Source organism: Gracilimonas qinghaiensis (assembly GCF_046602855.1).
GTDB lineage: Bacteria > Bacteroidota > Rhodothermia > Balneolales > Balneolaceae > Gracilimonas.
Genome location: NZ_JBKINJ010000001.1, coordinates 1,627,200 through 1,648,278, shown reverse-complemented (window position 1 = coordinate 1,648,278; position 21,079 = coordinate 1,627,200). Strand labels below are relative to the sequence as shown.

Annotated in this window: 14 protein-coding genes; 6 read left to right on the top strand and 8 right to left on the bottom strand. The window is 42.7% G+C overall.

Annotation, left to right across the window (positions count from 1 at the left end):
* Window positions 1–17 precede the first annotated feature (17 nt).
* On the bottom strand, window positions 18–734 hold the full coding sequence (locus tag ACKGJO_RS07400; RefSeq protein ID WP_411322774.1) for a ribonuclease H-like domain-containing protein: 717 nt from the start codon (window positions 732–734) through the stop codon (window positions 18–20).
* An 89-nt stretch (window positions 735–823) separates the two neighbouring features.
* Window positions 824–1,813, bottom strand: coding sequence for an asparaginase (locus tag ACKGJO_RS07395; protein WP_411322773.1), 990 nt, complete (start codon window positions 1,811–1,813; stop codon window positions 824–826).
* A 309-nt stretch (window positions 1,814–2,122) separates the two neighbouring features.
* On the opposite strand from ACKGJO_RS07395, the gene ACKGJO_RS07390 reads away from it, so the two are divergent.
* The 3 genes from ACKGJO_RS07390 to ACKGJO_RS07380 all read left to right on the top strand — a co-directional run bounded on the left by ACKGJO_RS07390 (window position 2,123) and on the right by ACKGJO_RS07380 (window position 6,208).
* Complete coding sequence (locus tag ACKGJO_RS07390) at window positions 2,123–4,243, top strand: elongation factor G (RefSeq protein ID WP_411322772.1); 2,121 nt, start codon at window positions 2,123–2,125, stop codon at window positions 4,241–4,243.
* Window positions 4,244–4,662: 419 nt separating this feature from the next.
* Window positions 4,663–5,109 (top strand): DUF2267 domain-containing protein, encoded by a 447-nt coding sequence (locus ACKGJO_RS07385; protein WP_411322771.1) that lies wholly within the window; start codon window positions 4,663–4,665, stop codon window positions 5,107–5,109.
* Between the two features lie 241 nt (window positions 5,110–5,350).
* A complete protein-coding gene (locus ACKGJO_RS07380) occupies window positions 5,351–6,208 on the top strand; it encodes a sirohydrochlorin chelatase (protein WP_411322770.1) in 858 nt (285 codons plus the stop codon).
* 68 nt (window positions 6,209–6,276) lie between these two features.
* On the opposite strand, the gene ACKGJO_RS07375 is transcribed toward ACKGJO_RS07380, so the two are convergent.
* The 5 genes from ACKGJO_RS07375 to ACKGJO_RS07355 all read right to left on the bottom strand — a co-directional run bounded on the left by ACKGJO_RS07375 (window position 6,277) and on the right by ACKGJO_RS07355 (window position 15,022).
* On the bottom strand, window positions 6,277–9,384 hold the full coding sequence (locus ACKGJO_RS07375) for an efflux RND transporter permease subunit (RefSeq protein ID WP_411322769.1): 3,108 nt from the start codon (window positions 9,382–9,384) through the stop codon (window positions 6,277–6,279).
* A gap of 11 nt (window positions 9,385–9,395) precedes the next feature.
* On the bottom strand, window positions 9,396–10,724 hold the full coding sequence (locus ACKGJO_RS07370) for an efflux RND transporter periplasmic adaptor subunit (protein ID WP_411322768.1): 1,329 nt from the start codon (window positions 10,722–10,724) through the stop codon (window positions 9,396–9,398).
* A gap of 178 nt (window positions 10,725–10,902) precedes the next feature.
* Window positions 10,903–12,621, bottom strand: a complete 1,719-nt coding sequence (locus ACKGJO_RS07365) for an ATP-dependent DNA ligase (protein ID WP_411322767.1) — start codon at window positions 12,619–12,621, stop codon at window positions 10,903–10,905.
* A 148-nt stretch (window positions 12,622–12,769) separates the two neighbouring features.
* Window positions 12,770–13,744, bottom strand: a complete 975-nt coding sequence (locus ACKGJO_RS07360) for a hypothetical protein (RefSeq protein WP_411322766.1) — start codon at window positions 13,742–13,744, stop codon at window positions 12,770–12,772.
* 345 nt (window positions 13,745–14,089) lie between these two features.
* Window positions 14,090–15,022 carry a hydrogen peroxide-inducible genes activator gene (locus ACKGJO_RS07355; protein WP_411322765.1) on the bottom strand — a complete coding sequence of 311 codons (933 nt, stop codon included), beginning with the start codon at window positions 15,020–15,022 and terminating at the stop codon, window positions 14,090–14,092.
* Window positions 15,023–15,115: 93 nt separating this feature from the next.
* On the opposite strand from ACKGJO_RS07355, the gene ACKGJO_RS07350 reads away from it, so the two are divergent.
* On the top strand, window positions 15,116–15,385 hold the full coding sequence (locus tag ACKGJO_RS07350) for an acylphosphatase (RefSeq protein ID WP_411322764.1): 270 nt from the start codon (window positions 15,116–15,118) through the stop codon (window positions 15,383–15,385).
* 27 nt (window positions 15,386–15,412) lie between these two features.
* Here the strand turns inward: ACKGJO_RS07350 and ACKGJO_RS07345 are convergent, their stop codons facing one another.
* Window positions 15,413–16,135, bottom strand: a complete 723-nt coding sequence (locus tag ACKGJO_RS07345) for a hypothetical protein (protein WP_411322763.1) — start codon at window positions 16,133–16,135, stop codon at window positions 15,413–15,415.
* A 152-nt stretch (window positions 16,136–16,287) separates the two neighbouring features.
* On the opposite strand from ACKGJO_RS07345, the gene dnaE reads away from it, so the two are divergent.
* Both dnaE and trxA read left to right on the top strand, forming a co-directional pair.
* Window positions 16,288–20,550: a DNA polymerase III subunit alpha gene (dnaE, locus tag ACKGJO_RS07340; protein WP_411322762.1), complete on the top strand. Its 4,263-nt coding sequence runs from the start codon at window positions 16,288–16,290 to the stop codon at window positions 20,548–20,550.
* A 148-nt stretch (window positions 20,551–20,698) separates the two neighbouring features.
* Window positions 20,699–21,025 (top strand): thioredoxin, encoded by a 327-nt coding sequence (gene trxA, locus ACKGJO_RS07335; protein ID WP_411322761.1) that lies wholly within the window; start codon window positions 20,699–20,701, stop codon window positions 21,023–21,025.
* Window positions 21,026–21,079 lie beyond the last annotated feature (54 nt).

Sequence of the window (21,079 nt, the reverse complement as noted above, 5' to 3'; positions counted from 1 at the left end):
CATCTGTGGGTGATAACCTATGCAGGATGACCTGCCTGTATCTGCTCTAGCTTACTCATCGCACGGTCACGTAAATTCTGGAACTGATCTTCCGGAATATGGCCGGCGATAAATTCAAAGTATAGCCACACGATGTAGGTTGCCATTACATCCTCATAGCAATAATGCTCGATCAGGTCCAAATCTCCGCGCATGTACATGGCATATACTTCATTTCCCTCTCCGGTCTGTTTAAAAGGAATACCGATAAGCTGACCAAGATGTTTGAGTTTGGGCCACGAACTTGCCCCATAATTACTGAATTCATCTACCAGATCCACGTTATGGCGGCTGTAACGATAACGGATGTCGTAGTCATTCATGCGAACCGGCATCTGAAGTCCGTGTTTCAATGCGCGATAGGTAAGAACGGGGATATCAAATCCTTTACCATTATGGTGGATGAGACCGAAATCCTTATAAGTACCAATGGCATCAAAGATCTTCAGCAACCCTTCCTTTTCATCTTCACCACTCCAGGACACTTTATGCTTGGGTCCTCCTGTGTTCTCGATCCAAAGTCCCACCCAGGATACCATCCTGTGATACATGGGAGGTAAGAAGCCAGACGAATTTCTTGCTAATTCTATACTAGCCCGTTCAAGTAATTTCTCCTCATCCGAATCAGGATCGTTCAACACCTGACGAATGAAATCGATATCAGGAATAGTTTCAAGATCAAAAATGAAAAACATCTTATTAGGTTTTAGGTGTTAGTTATGAGGTGTTAGGTTTTTAATGCAAGAAACTTGTTGAATCTTGCACCTGAAACCTAACACCTTTGCTACAGTTCCCCCACTATAGACTTTTGGAATAACGCCTCAATATCGGTTTTGGAGTCGTAATGTGCTAATAAAAACATCAGTTTGGTGAGAGCAGCTTCCAATGTCATCCCATTACCGCTGATAGCACCGTGTTCGAGAGCAGCCCTGCCGGCTGAATACTGGGTAAGATCAACGGAGTCAAAATCGGCTTGTGATACTATAGTTACGATCACATCATGTTCCCGGCATTTATCCAAAAACGGCAGGAGACTATAATTTCCCTTGATGCAAAAATTACCACTCCCAAAGGCACGTATGATGACGGCTCTGATCTTATTTAGATTCAAATTTCCCAAAAGTTTTGGGTTTAGATTAGGATGAGCTGTCAAGACAAAAATATTATCTGAGTAGCGGGCTTTATTCTGAAATTTTCCTGAAGTGAACTGTTCTGTAACCCTTGTTTCAATTTGGATTCCGATGTCAGCTAAGGCTGGAAAATTTGGTGAGCCAAATGCATCAAAATCCCCAATACTCATTTTAGTGGCTCTGTTACCACGGTAAAGAGCATCGTTAAAGCAAATACCCACTTCCTTGAAATCCATCGTAGCCAGCTCAATTGCGTTCACTAAATTACGGCGGGCATCACTTCGAATGGTACTCATGGGTAGCTGACTTCCGGTAAATATGACAGCCTTACCCAGGTTTTTCAACCCAAAACTGAGGGCGGAAGCCGAGTAAGCCATGGTGTCGGTTCCGTGGAGGATCACAAATCCATCAAATTCATTGTATTTATTTTCTATGCAATCGGCAAGCTGAATCCAGTGAGAAGCATTGAGGTCAGAACTGTCCTCAAAGAACAGCGGGAAGGTAGTTATCTCAGCTATGTCACTAAGTTCCGGAATATCTTTATACAAAACCTTTGACCAGGCATCAGGATCCAGTTCCACCCCGGCGCCTTTGGCATTCATGGCTATGGTTCCACCAGTTTGTATCAGTAGTATTTTTTTCATGTTGATTTATTCGAGCTTCCGATTATTTTATTTCTTCACATACTGTTCAAGAAGTATAGCTACTGTTCATTGGCATAGTTGCTTTTTATTGGGAAATTGTTATTTGTATCAGGGATACGACACTTTTAACTATTTCCTTTTAACTATAAATGCATTTAGAAGTTAAAATCTGTTTTAAAGAAAACACACTTAAATATTTGCTGCAAAGACAAAGGTCAAACTTGGAATTTTATTTTTACTCTCAGTAGTACCTGATTCTAAAGTTGCTTAAGCAGTGATATGCTCAGTGTCAATTAATAAGGAGATCCTATGAAAGTTTACGATCCAACCCGCATCAGAAATGTTGTACTATTGGGCCATTCAGGCTCCGGAAAAACAACGTTGGCCGAAACGATGCTTTTCGAAGCCGGAGCGATTAACCGACGCGGTTCTATAGAAGAGAAGAATACGGTATCTGACTACCATACACTTGAAAAAGAAAAAGAAAAATCCATTTACTCTTCGTTCTTGAATCTGGATTGGAGAGGGCACAAGATCAACTTAATTGACACACCCGGCACTTCGGATTACATAGGCGAAGTAGCAGGAGCCGTACGGATCGCCGATACGGCTATTTTTGTACTTAACAGCGAACAGGGAGTCGAAACAGCTACGGACTCGCTCTGGAATTACGTACAGAAATATAATGTGCCGTCAATGTTCATAGTCAATAAACTGGATACAGATCAGTCTGATTTCTGGAAGACTGTAGACGAGGCAAGAGAACATTTTGGAAGAGAGGTGACGGTCGTACAGTTCCCATATAGTGAGGGGCAGGATTTCCATGCTATCATTGATGTGCTACGCATGACCATGTACGAGTTTCCTGAAGGCGGTGGAAAACCGGATAAGCTTCCGATCCCTGATTCCATGAAACCCAGGGCTGAAAAATTACATCAGGAATTAGTAGAGACCATAGCTGAGAACGATGAGACACTGATGGATATCTATTTTGAGCAGGGTGAACTGGATGAAGAACAGATGGAAGAGGGGCTGCATATCTCACTTGTAAACGGACAGATCTTTCCACTTTTCTGCTCAACTGCTTCTAAAAACATGGGGACCGGTAGGGTGATGGGCTTTCTGGATGATGTGGCCCCGAATCCCCTTCAGGGAAATCCTCCCAAAACAGTTGACGGAAATGAATTTAAACTAAACGCGGATGGCAAACCGGTCATGTTCTTGTTCAAGACGCATTCCGAGTCTCATGTGGGAGACCTGATTTACTTTAAAGTGTACGGTGGCAGCATCAGGCCGGGGATGGATCTGGTGAACAGCTCAAACAATTCTTCTGTACGGCTGGGAAGTTTATTTCTTACAGAAGGCCAAAAACGATTGGAGATCAATGAAATAAAAACCGGTGATATCGGAGCAGTTGTAAAACTCAAAGACAGTGAGGTAAATGATACCCTTCACGAAAAAGGATACGATGTCGAGATTCAGCCAATTGAATTTCCCCCGACTACAATTCGCACTGCTGTGAAGCTAAAAAACGAGGGAGAAGAGGATAAACTAGGTCACGCTCTCCATCAGATACAACGCGAAGACCCTTCGGTGGGTATCGAACACAGTCAGGAATTGCGTCAGATTATTATTCACGGACAGGGAGAAGAACACCTTGCAGTGATCGAGGATCAGCTGAAGAACCGTTTCAAGCTGGACGTTGAATTCGTTACACCCAAGATCCCATACAGGGAAACCATCACTAAAAGTGTTCGATCACAGTACAAGCACAAGAAGCAATCGGGCGGTGCCGGCCAATTTGCTGAAGTTCAACTTTTAGTTGAGCCTTATGAAGAAGGTATGAGCACACCGGATGACCTGAAAGTACGCGATGTACAGGAACATACGCTGGATTGGGGTGGAAAGCTGGTGTTTCAGAATTGTATTGTAGGCGGTGTTATTGACAACCGGTTCATGCCGGCCATTTTGAAAGGAGTGATGGAGAAAATGGAAAATGGTCCGATGAGTGGCTGCCGCGCCCGCGATATTCGCGTTTCGGTCTATGACGGTTCCATGCACTCTGTAGATTCCAATGAAGCTGCTTTTAAAACAGCCGGACTAATGGCGTTTAAGGATGCTTTCATGCAGGCAGGACCCAAACTGATGGAGCCTGTGTATGAGATTGAGGTACGCGTACCTGCAGATTATATGGGTGATGTGATGAGTGATCTGAGTTCCCGAAGGGGACAGATACAGGGCATGGATGGTGAAGGTTCCATTCAGAATATCAAGGCCCATGTACCATTGGAAGAACTCGATCATTATTCCACCAAACTGAAGTCAATGACACAGGGCAGTGCAACCTATACCAGGGAATTTTCACACTATGCACCGGTACCACATGATGTACAGGAACGGATTGTGAAGGAGAACCTTCAGGAGTCCTGACATTCTTTTCAGGGAATATAAATGTCTATATACCACGGCTCCCTGAGTCGTGGTATGTTTGAAAACCTATTGTAGGATCATACTCCGTACATCCTTCTATTTCAGAGCTAATGCTTTGAGCCGGTCTGCCTTTAAAAGAAGATTTACCTATACAAGATCTTGCACAGTAGCTATATTGGGTGATGTTATAAGCGATTCAGATCTGTACTCATTTTTGGTTGATGGCTGAGAATGAAGTGGTTGAACATTTTTATTATAGTATAGTAGAGTGAAAATAAAAGATAAAGTTATATCGAATTTTCGGAAAGAGGGCTAAGACGGAGAAGTTTGAGTGATCCGGATTATTTCTAAATGAAATTAAGAGAAACGAAATTTTGTTTTAATAGTCAATAATAATCCGAGTCAAAACAGGATTAGATATGAATAACTTAGAAGCTGATTTCGATCAATATATCCATGAAACCAAAAAGTATATAAATAAATTATCTTCAGATTTGGGTCATCCCGAGGAGGAGCAGCGGGTATTTATAGTTTGGCGGGCTGTTATGCATACTATCCGGGATCGCATCCATATGGGTGAATCCATGGATCTTCTTTCTGCACTACCCATGATATTGAAAGGACACTATACAATGGGTTGGAAGTATAATGAAACCCCACCCTATGAGTATGATACCATTGAAGGCATGAAAATCAAGGTTAAGGCTCTTCAGAATCAATATGGCGAAGCAGATTTTGACTGGAAATTACCAACAGAAGATATTATTTCTATCACTATTGATTCACTTCGAAATTACCTATCGGAAGATCATATGGAGCACTTACGTAGTCAATTACCAAAGGAGATAAGTGAAAAAGTAGTTTGATGTACATAAATTTCGAATGTGCCGCGAATTGCTATTTATTCGCTGAATTCAAATGTCGTGTCTGCGGACATTATCTGCGTAGAAAAAGCGTTGATATCAACATTTTTTAATGCATATCTTATCTGAAAATTAGATTGCAATTCGTAAATTGTTGGGAATTTAAATTCATCATATTACGTAGACTTTTCTATCGATGACAAGCTCCATACCCAAAAAAAATTCGAACGTAGGAATATTAATCATGGCGCATGGTGGGGGAACCACCTGGAATAAGATGGTGAAGCAGGCGGCTAGGCCACTGGCTGATACATATTCTGTAGAATACGCTTGGGGTATGGCAAATTTTGTTTCAATGCAAAAGGCCATTCGAAACCTTGAGAAAAAAAATGTAGATCATATTATTGTAGTACCACTCTTTATTTCTAAGCACAGTCCGATCGTCAGGCAGGCTGAGTTCCTTCTTGGATTACGCGACAAACTAGCAGATCAGCCGATGGCCGTGATGCATTACACGGATGAATTCGCAGAAATGGCAGGTGTAGATTTGGATGAATCACACTTTATGCATAACATGATTTTTCCCCCAACGCTAAATCAAATTGAAGTAGATACACCTATACAGTTTACCGATGCTTTGGATGATCACCCAATTGTAGCTGAAATACTGGGAAGGCGAATATTATCTCTTAGCGAAACTCCGCAGAACGAGACAGTGGTTTTAGTTGCTCATGGACCCAACGGTGAGGAAGATAATACCGGTTGGGTTAAGAGCATGGAATCTCTGGCAGTTCAGGTTCAGCAAAAACAAATTGAGGAAGGGCTTTCAAAATTCAAAAATATTATGGCTCTAACCGTGCGGGATGATGCTTCTGAAGAGATACACGAACAGGCCAAGCAGCATTTAAGAGCAGTTGTAAGACAGGGAAAAATTTCAGGAGAAGTTATCGTGATCCCGGTATTCCTGTCACCCGGAGGAAGAGAGAAATCAGTGGCAGAGCGACTGAAAGGTCTTAACTTCAGGTGGAGCGGAGAAACACTGTTACCGGATGATAGCCTAACTACTTTTCTTATTAATTCAGTTGAGAATACTCTTAATTGATCTAAAGTATTAATTACCCTATGGGATTAGATTATAAAGGGTCATTACTTAAATAACTTTCTGCCGATTCAGTTTGCCAGTTCCACTTCTTTGGTTGAAGTAAATGGGTTCCAGCTAATGGCTTTAGCTTTCACCATAATGGTATCGGCAGTAACGTAGACTACGGGTATAAATACCAGAGTAACCAGTGTAGATGCCGTCAACCCGCCAATTACAACTCTGGCAAGTGATGCCTGAATTTCAGCTCCCGCACCCAAACCAAACGAAAGTGGCAATAGACCCAGTACGGTTGTCAATGTGGTCATTAAAATAGGACGGAGTCTGATTCGTCCGGCTTCAATTACTGCTTCAAATACAGGTAATCCTTTATCACGCCTCATCAGGTTGATATAGTCGACAAGCACAATGGCATTATTGACTACAATACCGACCAACATGATCATTCCCATGAGGCTTTGAATGTTAATAGTTGTACCCGTGATCAAAAGGGCGGGGATCACACCGATCATAGCCAGCGGAACAGAGAACATCACGATCAACGGATCAAGAAAACGTTCAAACTGTCCGGCCATAACCATATAGATCAAAATTAACGCCATGATGATCGACATGCTGAAATCTGCCGCCGCTTTTTGCTGTTCCTCATACTCACCGCTATAAACGATGCTGAAGCCCTCAGGCAGAGGGAAATCGGCAAGTTCCTCCTGTATGATCTCAACGGCTTCACCAAGAGCAACGCCTGACTCAAGATTTGAAGTGATATTGGTTACTCTCTGACCGTTGATACGATTTATATCTTCGGGTCCACGGCCACTTTCTTTTACTATAACAGAAGAAACCGGAACCACACCACCACCGGGCAGATTTACCGAAATATTATTTATATCCAAGGTTCCGAGCCTGTCTTCAGGTCGAAGACGTACTGTGATCGGGAATTCATCCCCTCCAATTCGGTAGGACCCGGCGCGGCTGCCACCAATATTGGTTTGAATAACTTGTGCCACTTCGCGTACTGAGAGACCAAGACTAGAGATCTTTTCGCGGTCGAATAATATTCTTTCTTCAGGAGTTCCTTCTGATTGTCCGGACCGGACTTCAACAATGCCCGGGAGTTTTTCAACCCGAAGCTTGATCTCCTGTGCAAGTTCATAAGCTTTCTCGAGATCGTAACCACGGAGCTCAAACTGTAAGTCCTCAGCTCCTCCACCTCCGAATATTCGTCGCATGATCCAAAGTCCGGATTGTGCACTTACCCTTATATCGGCACCCGGAATTTGCCCTTCCAGGTTTCCACGAATTTCTTCAGCCAGCTCTGAAGTGCTTTGGGAACGTTCAGACTGAGGTACCATGGCAATTTCGACCTCAGCACGACCATCGCGAACCTCTGTTGTAAAATATTCAACATCATCCATAGGCAAGGTAGCTCTGACTATGTTTTCCAATTCCTTCAGATATACATTCTGTACAGCAATGTTAGTTCCGTCAGCCATTTGAAGGTCGATATCGATCTCATCGGCATCGGTTTGAGGTGCCAGTTCAACAGGAATAGTTGGAATGGCCAGAAAACTCCCAATTACCAAAAATCCTGTGATTCCAAAAACAGCCGGTTTATGTTTAAGTACTTTTTCAAGACCAAGTGAGTAATTGCCTTCCATGCGCGCAAAAAACTTCTGGAAACGGCCCTTTTTGTTGTCACCGCCTTTTTTAACGGTCAGAAAGCGACTGGAAAGCATGGGTACAAGTGTCAGGGCCACTAGCAGGGAACAAGCAAGGGCAAAGACCACGACAAGAGCCAGTTCCTGAAATAGCAGACCGGATACGGTTTGCATGAATACTACAGGTAAAAAGATCACACAGGTGGTAATAGTAGATGCTACAATAGCACCGGCTACCTGTTTGGTTCCAATGAGCGCACTTGGCTTGAGATCTTCACTTTCTTCTTCCCTAAGTCTGATGATATTTTCAAGTACTACAATAGCATTATCTACAATGAGACCAACCCCAAGCGCTAATCCTCCAAAACTCATTTGATTCAACGTCAGATCACTGAAGTAGAGCAGGGCAAATGTTGCAATGATAGAGATCGGTATTGAAACAGCTATAATGAAAGTTGAAGATCCGTTTCTAAAGAAAATATAGAGTATAAAAACTGCAAGAAGGGCTCCCCATAAAGCAGAATTCTGAACATTATCGATAGAGCTTTGAATAAATTCACTTTGATCTGTGGTTACGAATAACTCAAGATCATTGCGTTCCTGATTTATATATTTTACCTCCTGTCGGATGTTTTCAGCAACGGCTACGGTATTGGCTCCGGTCTGTTTACGAATCCCAAAGCGAGCCATCGGTTGCTCATCAATATAGACCACTCGATTCAAGTCCTGATACCCAAAAGTAACCTCAGCAACGTCTTTGACTCTAATTGGTTTCTGATCGACGGTAGTAATAACCGTATTAGCGATCTGTTCGATAGATTCATATTCGCCAAGGGTTCTCACATAAAGTTGCTTCACACCGGAATTCACGTTACCACCGGGTAAATTAGCATTTTCACCTGCAATGGCTTGTTGCACGTCAGCAGTTGACAGTTCACTTGCGATCAGGCGATCTCGCCTGATATCGACTTTGACTTCTCTTTCAATGCCACCCCAAATATCGATGGAACCGACACCGTTGATCTGCTCAAATCGTTGTAAAATTTCGCGATCCAATACGGTTGTGAGTTCTGCGAGATTCATATCAGAATTTGCACCGATTATCACGATCGGAAAGTTATTGGGATCGAATTTCCAGATCCTTGGTGGATCAGCTTCGGGTGGAAGGTTATCACGAACTCGATCCAGGGCTGCACGAACATCGTTTGATGCCACGTCAACGTCCACACTTTGTGCAAACTCAAGGGTAACACGGCTTCTTCCCTGACTGGAGCCTGAACGCACCCGTTCTACGCCGGGTACACCGGCAAGAGCATTCTCAACAGGTTCTGTAATGATCTGCTCCATTTCTGCGGGCCCAACGTTAGCATAGTCTGTTGAAACAGTGAGTTGTGGATATTCTATAGGTGGTAATAGATCGACCGGTAAAAATCGAAATCCGATAACACCAAGTGTAATGATGATCAGAAAGACCATCGAGGTTGCAATAGGTCGCTTGATCGAAGTTTCTGTAATTGGCATGATGCTTCAGATTAGAGATTCATATTATTCTCAGGTCGGTCGCGCTCCTGCATGATCTGTTCCAGGAGATCTTCTCGCTGCAGGTTTTGCAACTCGTAAATACGATCCCAGCTCATGCTTCTAACCCGAGCCTGCTCTCGGCCTTCCGCTAGCATGTCCTGACCAATAGTGACTATCCATTGTCCGCTTTCAATACCTGAAACACCCAATTCCATTCTACCTTGGGCAATGACATTAATAGGTACAAACTCAACCGGGGTTGGAGTTGACATTGCAGCCGGACGATCTGATCCGTTTGCTGAACTGTCACTAACCGGTTCAATTTCTGACCCAAGTGATCTGGCTAAAAATACGCCACTCTCACCGGTTTGGGTATTAGTGTAAAGGGCACTGACCGGTATAAGTGTCGCCTGCTGACTCTCGCCGAAAAGGATATCAACCGGCACAAACATGCCAGGTCTCAGTAGCCCGTCTTTGTTATTTACATCGATCTCAGCTTCAGTACTTCGACTTACTTCATTCAGGAAAGGAGAAATCCGGGATATTTCAGCATCCAGTGCAATCTGCTGTCCGTTTCTGTTTTTGATCAAAATTCTTGCAGTTTGTCCGACATTGATCTGGTTGAGCATCTCCTCAGTAAGGATGATCTCGACTTTTAATTTTGAAAGATCGCCGATCAGGAATAGTTGTGTATTTGTATTAGCCTGCATGCCGATCTGTGCATTACGCTGGCCAACGGTTCCAGAGATCGGAGCCTTGATTATAGCTTTACTGAGTTCTTCTCTTCGTTGTTCTACCAGGGAAGCAGACTGATCTCTTTGAGCTTCAGCAAGCTCAACCTCTGCTTCGGCTGAAAGAAGCTGCACTTCTATCTGATCAACTTCAGCTTCACTGGTAAGGTCTTTTTCTTCGAGTTGTTTAACTCTGCGATATTCATTCCGGATCTCATTAAACTGAGCTTGGGCTTGTTTGAGTTGAGCATTGCTTATCTTAAAATTTGCTTCAGCTTGCTGAAGTTGTTTTTCAAGAATTCCGGTATTCAGTTTCACTATTGGATCGCCTTGATCAACGTAATCTCCGTCCTGAACAAAAACTTTCTGAACAACTCCGGATATCTCAGGATAAAGAGCAACCTGATTTTCTGATCTCACGTTACCACTAAAGCGTTCTACGAGAGGCAATGATCCGAAACGTGCCTGAACAGCCTCAACAGATGGAATCACTCCCGATTGATTCTGCTGTTGATTTGAGTTATTCCCGTCATCTTCTGAACAGGCTGTGATGCCGACCATTAGTACAGCCACTATTATTGTATTATTCAATTTTGAGAAATTTTTCATTTGTCCGAGTTATCTGATTTGACCCTTAAACCTGATTCCTTACCAAATCTCTCCCTAGAATTTGTTAAATGCTATTAAAAGGGTTGGAGATGGTAAGTATGTTGATGGCACTTCAACTTTTAAGTATGGATAGGCATTCCCTTCAGTAGGTAAAAAATAGATTTCCAGGCTCAAAAGGCTATTTGAACACGAAGGAAGGATTATTGATTTGCTTGAGGCGTTCCTGATTCAGTTTATTTTCATATAACCGTTCTATATCTATAAGGGTATCCACATCATCGGGTGAAAGATCCCAGCGAATGGCTTTAAATCTGGGGAAACGCAGGGTGAAATTAGCTTTGGTTCTTTTATTGACCTGAATGTCATCAAATTCAAGTTCCACTACAATGTCGGGATAGAGTCCCAAAGTTGGACCATATTTTTCCGCCGTGATCTCTTTGATCCTGCTATTGAGTTTCTTTAACTCTTCATCTGTATAACCCCCGTAGGCTTTTCCAATAGGAATAAATTCTTCCTCGTACCTATCATCATTCCTTACTGAAATTCCCAGGGTAAAATCAGAATATGTCCCACCTCGCTTGCCACTTCCTGCATGAGCATACATCATAACAGTATCAATGGAACCGCCGGGCTTTTTAACCTTTAACCACGACTTCCTTCTTTGCCCGTACTCATATGTGGATTGCTTGTGCTTTAGCATTAAGCCTTCATTTCCATGAGCAATGGCTTGGTCAAAGAGCATTTCGATTTCATCTTCATGACTGATGGGGTACTGCGAGGTTACAGGAAAGACATATTCTTTGGATAGTTCGGTTAACAGAGCACGTCGATCCAAAAGCGTGTGCTCAAAGACTGGTTTGCCGTCATAAAATAAGACATCGTAAGAGATAAGAATGGTAGGATGTTGCTCAAGTATTTTTTTAGAAGGTTTTTTTAATCCCATTCGCTTCTGCAGATGCTGAAAAGGCATGATAGTATCATTCTTGTATACGCATATCTCTCCATCCAGCACAATACCAGGCAGACTACGGTCTGCAAAAAAAGTGATAATTTCCGGAAAAGAATGAGTGATCTCATTCAGATCTCTGGAAAAGATACGGACTTCATTACCTTTGACGTGGATTTGGCAGCGCATCCCATCAAATTTCTCTTCAGCCAGATAATCTGTGTAATTCTCAATGGTTCGGCTTTCTATCGGGGAAGCAAGCATAAAAGCAATGGGTTGAAACAACTTGAACTGAGCGTCTTCTAGCTGATCGTTCCGTGCAAGAGCGGCTGTTTTACCAAGACTCCCGGTGATCATATGAACATATCGAACATCCTCTATACTCTTCTTAAAAGCTTTTACAATGGAAGAGACAATACTTTTAGATTCGAAACCTATCCGAAGAGACCCTCTGCCCATGATACGCAGAAAGTATTTAACTTCGAGAGGACTCATTTTAGTCCATGCATTAGTCAGGATTTCTTGTTTATCAGCCCTTGAAGAAACGGCTTGAAGACTCTCAAAAATTGCTTCCACTTCTTTGAGGGTCAGATCTTGTGGGAACCACTTTGCTCTTGCCTCTGGGATATTAGTAAAAAGTTTTTCTATAGTTTCTGAGGAACTTCCCAATGCTGTTTTACTGGGTTTGAATACCTTGTCGTAATCGATCTCGCATAATTCAGCCGCAAGGATTGAATAGGTTCGGCTTCCAACGGAGGCTCGTTTTCCTGAAATGTTTGAGAAGGCACCTTCCCCCAGAAATTGCGCGGCAAGCATAAGATCCGTTTCATCTTCGAGCGAACTGAAGTAATCAGCACAGATTTTGACCTTGTCATTACTGCCACGTGTTTCGTTTATGGATTGTGCGACTTTTGATAAGTTGAGGAAGGTATGTGCTGCTTGAATTGTCACGGGTTAATTAAAAATTAAAAAAGAAAAATTCAAAATGGCTCTTTCATCCGGAGTTAAATGAACAAAAGTGTTTCTTCTAAGCCTTTGGAAGTGATGATATGAAGGCACCCAATTTTTCATTTTGAATTTTAAATTTTGAATTTCAGTTTCAACTCCTGTCCAAAAACCGGGAAGTCAGGTTCCTCTCATCCAGATAATGTTTAACCACATCAGGGTTTGGAGTGTGGGTGATGTAAGTCATTTTAGGCCTAATCTTTTGACATAGGTCGATCAGTTGAAAAAAATCAAGGTGATCGGAAATGGGAATGAGCTTATCAACGGTAAGCTGACTCCGTCTCGATTCCATGGTTGCCCACCCACTGCAGTATGCGATCCGCTTTTTTCGAACATTTGATGCAAAACCGTTTCTGATGGCCGAACTCGGACAGATCAGGATGTTGCCTTCACAGGTTTCTCGATCGTAGCTTTCGTACTCTCCAAGGTCAAAACCTTCCTCATCATAAACCGAACAAAGTTTATATCCGGCACCGTGAATTTGGACCGGGTGAGCAAGGTCTTTCACTAAGTGCATGATCTCCTGTGCTTTTCCGAGATTGTACGCCAAAAAAATGGGAGTATAATTCTCTTCCAGGGCTGACTGCGCAAACTCCGTGATCTGAGTCTTTAGTTCCTCATAACTTTCCCATTTATAAACGGGCAGACTAAAAGTCGCTTCAGTGATGAAATTATCTATTTGCGCATCAGGGAGCTCAAACCCCTCAGTGGCGGGAGAGGGAGGTGTACGGTAATCGCCACTGTAAAGTACATTACCTTGATCACTTTCTACGAAGGTCATAGCTGAACCCAGAATATGGCCGGCGGGGTAAAAGGTTACCCTTGCGTTCTCCGTTTCGATTGACTGATTAAAAGCTAATTCCTGTACCTCGTAACTTGCCCCACGTAGTTTCATGAATTTATTGGTGGGTGGAGTAGCATAAACCTTGGCATCTACTTTCCAGGGAATATGATCGGCATGGCCATGAGAAACAAACACATGATCAGCTTTGGAGCCGTTGTAATCCAATCCTATTCCCAACTGAGGCAATAAAATTCCATGATTTCCGGCTTTGGTGATCTTGAGCATGTGTGTTTTATTTATTGGCTGTCATCGCGAGGTGTCAACCAGTTAGTAGCCGATATTATTGCTTTCCAATGCAGCGATATCCCTGAATTATTTATGATATTGATATAGGGAGAACACTTCGTCGCCATACATCTCAATCCTGCGTTTAGCTTTTCAGGTTACTCGCAAAGACAATCTTTTTCGACTTTTTAATTTTCTTACACACTAAACTAAGAAGAGAGGGTGACAGTTCGTGGCAGGGGGAAATTCAAAAAAGTGCTTCCCGACTTTGTCTTGTTGTGAATCCAAAACTAAATCGAAATTGAGTATTCTGTGTCGGATGTTGGTTATTGAATGTTCAGTTCCCTACTCAATAACCATCTTCTCTTCCTGAGTGCGAAGATCATCAGGAATCGAGTTCTTGATTACTTCAGCAAAGGCTTCGATCAGGTTTTGTTTAAGGAACTCACGGCTGAACACCAGACGAATCTTTCTGGATGGAATAGGGTCTTTGAAGTTTTTGATCACGCCGTTCGCACATCGTTTGTCAATGTCATTTAGAGCCAGATAGGGCATAAGAGTAACTCCAAAATCCTGCTCTACCAATCGTTTAAGGGTCTCGAGATTACCACTCTCAAACATGATAGGTGATTTGTTAAGCTCCTCGTTACTCTTCTTGCAAAGTTTGATGGTCTGATCCCGAAAGCAGTGGCCTTCGTTGAGTAACCACAGATCCTCTTGGTAAAGGTCATCAATGGTGATCTTGTCTTTTTTAGCCAGTTCGTGCTCCCGACTCACATATCCCATGAACGGTTCAAGAAACAGGTCTTTCTCAAAAATATTCTGATCTGTGGGAGTAGCGATGATCCCAACATCAAAATAATCCTCATTCAAGCCTTTAAGTACTTCAGATGTTAAAGCTTCTTCAAATATCAGCTCAACATCAGGATGTGTATCAATAAATGGCTTCAGAAATAATGGAACCAGATAGGGAGCAATAGTAGGAATGATACCAACTCTGAACGTGCCTTTAAGCGAATCGCCCTGGACGGCCACCATATCCTCAATATGTTTTGCACCGCTTAGAATACTCTTAGCTTCCTCAATGATCTGCTCACCCATGGCGGTAGGAACAACAGGTGATTTAGATCGGTCAAAGATCAGAACACCGAGTTCATCCTCCAGTTTTTGGATCTGCATACTAAGGGTTGGCTGTGTGATATAGATCTTTTGTGCAGCAGTAGCGAAGTGCCGATATTTATCGACAGCAACGATATAAGAAAGTTGAGTTAAGGTCATTTTTCGGAAAATTGGTGAACTCTTAAGATAATGATTCCTTTGTATTAAATAGAAAGGTAAAATAGAACTTAAATTGAAAAAAATAAGTAATCAGTGAAAAAACATATTTATATAACCGGTCGCGTACAGGGTGTAGGATTCAGGCATTTTACCCGAAAGAATGCCGAAAACCTTGGCGTAAAAGGATGGGTGAAGAATTTATCGGATGGAAGGGTGGAAGCTGTTTTTCAGGGCACCGAAAATAAAGTGAAAGAGCTAATCGAACGGTGTAAAGAAGGTCCGAGATCAAGCTATGTAAAAGACATAGAAGTGTCCGACGCAGATGATTCCAAAGATCACTCCTCATTTGAAGTGATCTTATGATACACTTTAAATTAGCTCAAATTATATTTATTGTTTTATTTGATCGTAATAATTGAGAAGCGCTGCCACTTCTTCTTCTGATCTTAAACGAAGATCGCTTGACTTCACAAAATCACTCAGTGCATCTTTTTGATCACCTATGTCATTCAGGATGTTGCGCTTTCGCAGGCGCGTTTTGTTTAGTTTTTCATCTTTCATCAAAAAATAGGTCACTGTTTCATCATATTCGCTGTAGCGTTTATTAGTGATGATATCACGGCCTCTGTTGCGGACAAAGATCGTTTCGTGACGAGCTAAAAATTTGGTATCCCCATTGTATATCACCTGGAGCAGGTCATAAGGGTCGATACCATGCTGCCGATCAGAAATTCCCGTTATAAATTCCTGAGTTTTATTTCCCGATCTATCCACATATTGAAATCCACGGACCTGAGTTGGATCATAAGCTTTCATTACATCCCCATCTCTGAAGATGATCTTGTCCTCATAGGTGTTGTAGTTAATATTGTGAATTTCTGTAATGCTGTTATCACGCAAGATTACCCTGCCTAGTGTCCATTCGTCCCGATACCACTGTGTGCCCCTCACGTCCTCGTTGCTACTTTGAACGATTGGCGTTTCACTGTTCCAGATATCCACATGAACATTTGTTCCCACCGTTGACTGAGCCACCAGCGGGAGTGCAGCAAGAATCAGGTAAAGTGTCAATGTGAAGCTTTTGATAAGTGTGTAAGAGAACGGTGTATTCATGGTATTATTTTGGATGATCAATTAATGTAGCACTCAACAAATGTAATGAATCCAAGATAGATGTAAAATATTATACTGAAAGGTGGCTCCTTAAAATGTGGATAACTCGTCGGAAATAACTTCGATATGTAGGTGAATGTATAGTATATTCTATGTTCGAAGTTCTATTCAATGAAAGCTTTTATATGTATCTGATATTTGATACCGAAACCACCGGGCTACCTCAGGATTTTTCGGCTCCAATTACTGAATTAGACAACTGGCCAAGACTCGTTCAGCTTGCCTGGCAACTGCATGATCATACCGGGAAGCTGATCAACAGCGGAAATTATATCGTTAAACCGGAGGAGTTTACTATACCCTTTAATTCTGAGAAAATTCATGGTATTTCTACTGAACGTGCTCATGAGGAAGGTGTAGAACTCGAATTTGTACTCAAGGAATTCTCTAAGGACATCGATCGTGCTTTCTTTCTGATCGGCCACAATGTGAGTTTTGATGAAAAGATCATGGGTGCTGAGTATCTCAGAAAAAAAATCTCATCTGCCATTTTGGACAAGCCTAAGATCGATACCAAAATTGATGGAACCGATGTTGCCAAGATCGAAGGTGGCCGTGGCGGAAATTATAAATGGCCATCCCTTGGCGAACTGCACCATGCCTTGTTTGATCAAGGATTTGAAGACGCCCATGATGCTGCTGCTGATGTAGAGGCTACAGCACGGATTTTTCTGGAAATGGTTCGGACCGGTGCTACCACTATCAATTTTCCGATGGATGCCAGGCTCTATGAATCGGCAAAAAGTTATATGAAGCGGGATGAGTACATCGATCTCGTTTCGCCGTCCCGGTTCAAGACCAAGCAAACCGACGAGCAGCTAGAGGCTCAAAAAAAAAGTGGAAACACAGAAGAGACAACTGGTAGCGAGGTAATAGAGCAGGCTACATTTACACATCTTCATAACCACTCAAAATTTTCAGTTCTGCAGGCTACTGCAGGTATCAAAGACCTGGTTGCCAAGGCCAAAGACGAAGGTATGTCTGCTGTGGGATTGACAGACCTGGGAAATATGTATGGGGCATTTGCCTTTGCTTCGGCTGCCCACGCCGAGGGCATCAAACCAATTATTGGTTGTGAGTTGTATGTGGTTGAAGACCGCCTTCAAAAAAAGTTTACTCGTGATAATCGGGATCGCCGGTATCAAATACCGGTCTTCGCCAAGAACCAAAACGGATATAAAAACCTCTCCAATATCAGTACAGTAGGTTTTACGGAAGGTTATTACTATAAATTTCCCCGCGTAGATAAAGAGACGATCGCCAAGTATTCAGAGGACCTGATCTGCCTGAGCGGTGGGGTGAGGGGGTGGCTGGCCGACCTGATCCTGAACAAGGGACAGGAATTTGCTGAGGAAGAATTACAATGGTGGATGGATACCTTCGGGGACGACTTTTACCTGGAAGTATTGAATCACAGGCTTGAGGAAGAGAAAAGAGTCAATGAGGTATTTAAGTCATTTTCGGAGAAGTATGGTGTTAAACTGGTGGCCTCGAATAACGTTTTTTATCTGAATGAGGAGGACGCGAAAGCTCATGATGCCCTGATCTGTATTGATGACGGTGAGTTGGTAAGTACACCAAAAGGTAAAGGTCGTGGCTACCGATATGGCTTTCCGAATGATGAGTTTTATTTCAAGACTCAAGAACAGATGAAAGAGTTGTTTCTGGATATGCCTCAGGCTATTGCAAGCACTCAGGAGATTGTTGATAAGGTTGAGCCGATAAAACTTGAGAGGAAGATACAGCTACCGCGGTTCGATCTTCCGGAAGGATTTGAGTCAGAGGACGATTATTTAAAGCACCTGACCTACGAGGGGGCAAAACCTCGGTACAAAGAAATTGATGAAGAGGTCACTGAAAGGATCGAGCTTGAGCTCGGTATCATCAAGGAAATGGGGTTTGCCGGGTACTTTTTGATCGTTCAGGATTTTATTGCTGCGGCCAGGGATATGGGCGTTTATGTGGGACCGGGACGTGGTTCTGCAGCCGGTTCTGTTGTAGCTTTCTGTACAGGTATCACGAATATTGACCCGCTTAGATACGATCTTCTCTTTGAGCGGTTCCTGAATCCGGAACGTGTATCGATGCCTGATATCGATATTGATTTTGATGATGATGGCCGGCAGCGCGTTATTGAGTATGTAGTTGAGAAATATGGAAAGGACCAGGTGGCACATATCATCACCTTTGGTTCTATGGCCGCCCGTTCCTCCGTTCGTGATGTGGCAAGGGTGCTGGATCTTCCCCTTTCGGATGCCGATCGGCTTGCGAAATTGGTACCTGAAAAACCTGGTACTTCTCTGGATGATGCTTTTTCTGAAGTGAAGGAGCTCAAAAACATTAAAGATGGTGAGGGCCTGGAAGCTGAAACACTAAGAATGGCTCATGTATTGGAAGGTTCGGTTCGGAACACCGGTATCCATGCGGCAGGAGTTATCATCGCTCCAGATAAACTCACTGAATTTATTCCGGTAAGTACAGCAAAGGATGCGGAACTATACGTAACGCAGTTCGATGGTAATGTGATCGAAAATGCAGGAATGTTGAAAATGGATTTTTTGGGTCTAAAGACCCTTTCCATTTTAAAATCGGCTATCGGTTATGTGAAAGAAAATCATGGCAAGGAGTACGACCTTGATGATATTCCGCTTGACGATGAAAAGACCTACAAACTGTATCAGCAAGGCGGAACGTTGGGAACTTTCCAGTTTGAGAGTGAAGGGATGCGCAAGCATTTACGGAACCTGAAACCAACAGGCATCAATGACCTTATCGCTATGAATGCCTTGTACCGGCCTGGACCCATGCAGTTTATTCCGGATTATATCGAGCGGAAGCATGGCCGTGAAAAGGTTGAATATGATCATGAGGACCTGAAAGATATTCTTGAGCCGACCTTCGGTATCATGATCTATCAGGAACAGATCATGAAAGTGGCGCAGCGAATGGGGGGGTACTCACTCGGAGAAGCCGATGTACTTCGCCGTATCATGGGTAAGAAAAAACCGGAACTGCTTCCGCCTGAGGAAAAGAAATTTGTAGGTCAGGCTGTTGAAAAAGGTTATGACGAAGCCACTGCCAAAGCAGTTTTCGACAAAATGGCGATGTTTGCCGGATACGGATTTAACAAGTCTCACTCTGCAGCCTATTCTGTAGTGGCCTACCACACCATGTATTTCAAGGCTAACTATCCGGCTGAGTACATGGCGGCTGTTATGACGCACAACATGAGTGATGTTAAAAAGATCGCGTCTTTTATTGAGGAATGTCAGCGCATGAATATTCCGGTTGACCCGCCAAATATCAATACGGCAAGAGGAAAATTCCGTGCCAAAGAAGGAAGGGTTCAGTATGGTATGTCTGCGATAAAGGGCGTCGGGTCATCAGCTATTCAACATATAGTAGAAGAGCGCGAAGAAAACGGTGATTTTACTTCAATTTTTGATTTTGCCACACGTGTAGATTTGCGGGTTTGTAATCGAAAGACTTTTGAAAGCCTGATCATCGGGGGTGCATTTGATACACTTAACGATAACCGGGCACAACTCCATGAGTCAATAGAGGATATACTCTCATATGCGGTGCGCAAGCAGGAAGAAATTCGATTAAATCAGGGTAATTTGTTTGGCGGGGATAGCGGCGGCCCCGGATCACAGGAACCAAATTTAAGAGAGATTGTAAGGTGGTCACAGATCGAAAGGCTTAATAAGGAACGGGATCTGATCGGGTTATATCTCAGTGGGCACCCACTGAGTCGCTTTAAGGAAGAGATTCGGTTATTTGGTAAACAGGATCTGAGTGATGAAGTGATGAGTAGGATGTCGGACCGTTCTAGTATTCGGTTTATTGCCATAGTTACAGCAATTAAACGGGTAACTGACAAAAAAGGCCGTCCATTTGCCTTTCTGCAGGTTGAAGACCTGAACAGCTCTACAGAAGTTATCGCATTCAGCAAGACCTTTGATCAGTATGCCAATCTGCTACAAACTGATAATGTATTATACATTGATGGAGTTGTGGATAAACGAGGCGGAGAGCCTAAAGTTATTGCTAATAGTTTCGAACGCGTAGAGAATCTTCGTGAAAAATATCAGGAACAGTTAAATATTAAGATCGATCTTAAAACATCTGATCTTGATAAGAACGACCTGAAGCAAGTTGAAACATTATTTTCATTGAATAAAGGCACTTCTCAGGTTCGCTTGCAAATTCACAGTGAGGAAGCGAATGCTCCGATTCGTATGAATGTTAGAAATTTTGTGGTTGAACCGAACGATGAATTACTCAGGGGGTTGCGTGAAGTGTTGGGTGAAGAAGCTGTTCAGTTGGTTAACGGTAATTCACTGACAGCTTAGAGCATCTATAAAACTGCAATAAGATATCGCGCAAGTATAAAGGTCCGCTATGGACCCAATAATTTAAAAGAATGTGATACATTGAATGAATTATCCCGATATTTGTTGAGATCTTAAAAGAAACTATCAAATCATAAATAACAGCACTATGGCTAAACCAATAGAATTTACAGACTCAAATTTTGAAGAAGAAGTATTGAAATCAGATAAACCGGTACTGGTAGACTTTTGGGCTGAATGGTGCGGACCTTGCAGAATGATTGGGCCTATCGTAGAAGAAATGGCTGAAGAGTATGATGGGAAAGCCAAGATCGGTAAAGTGGATGTGGACAGTAATCCGGAAATTTCTGTAAAGTACGGGATAAGAAGTATTCCATCTCTTCTCATCTTCAAGGATGGTGAAGTTGTTGATCAGATCGTAGGTGCAGTACCAAAATCTCACCTAACCAAGCAGCTTGAAGCACAAGTAGCCTGAATCTAACTACATATTTATTTTAGAAAGCGGTGTTTGGTAACAAACCACCGCTTT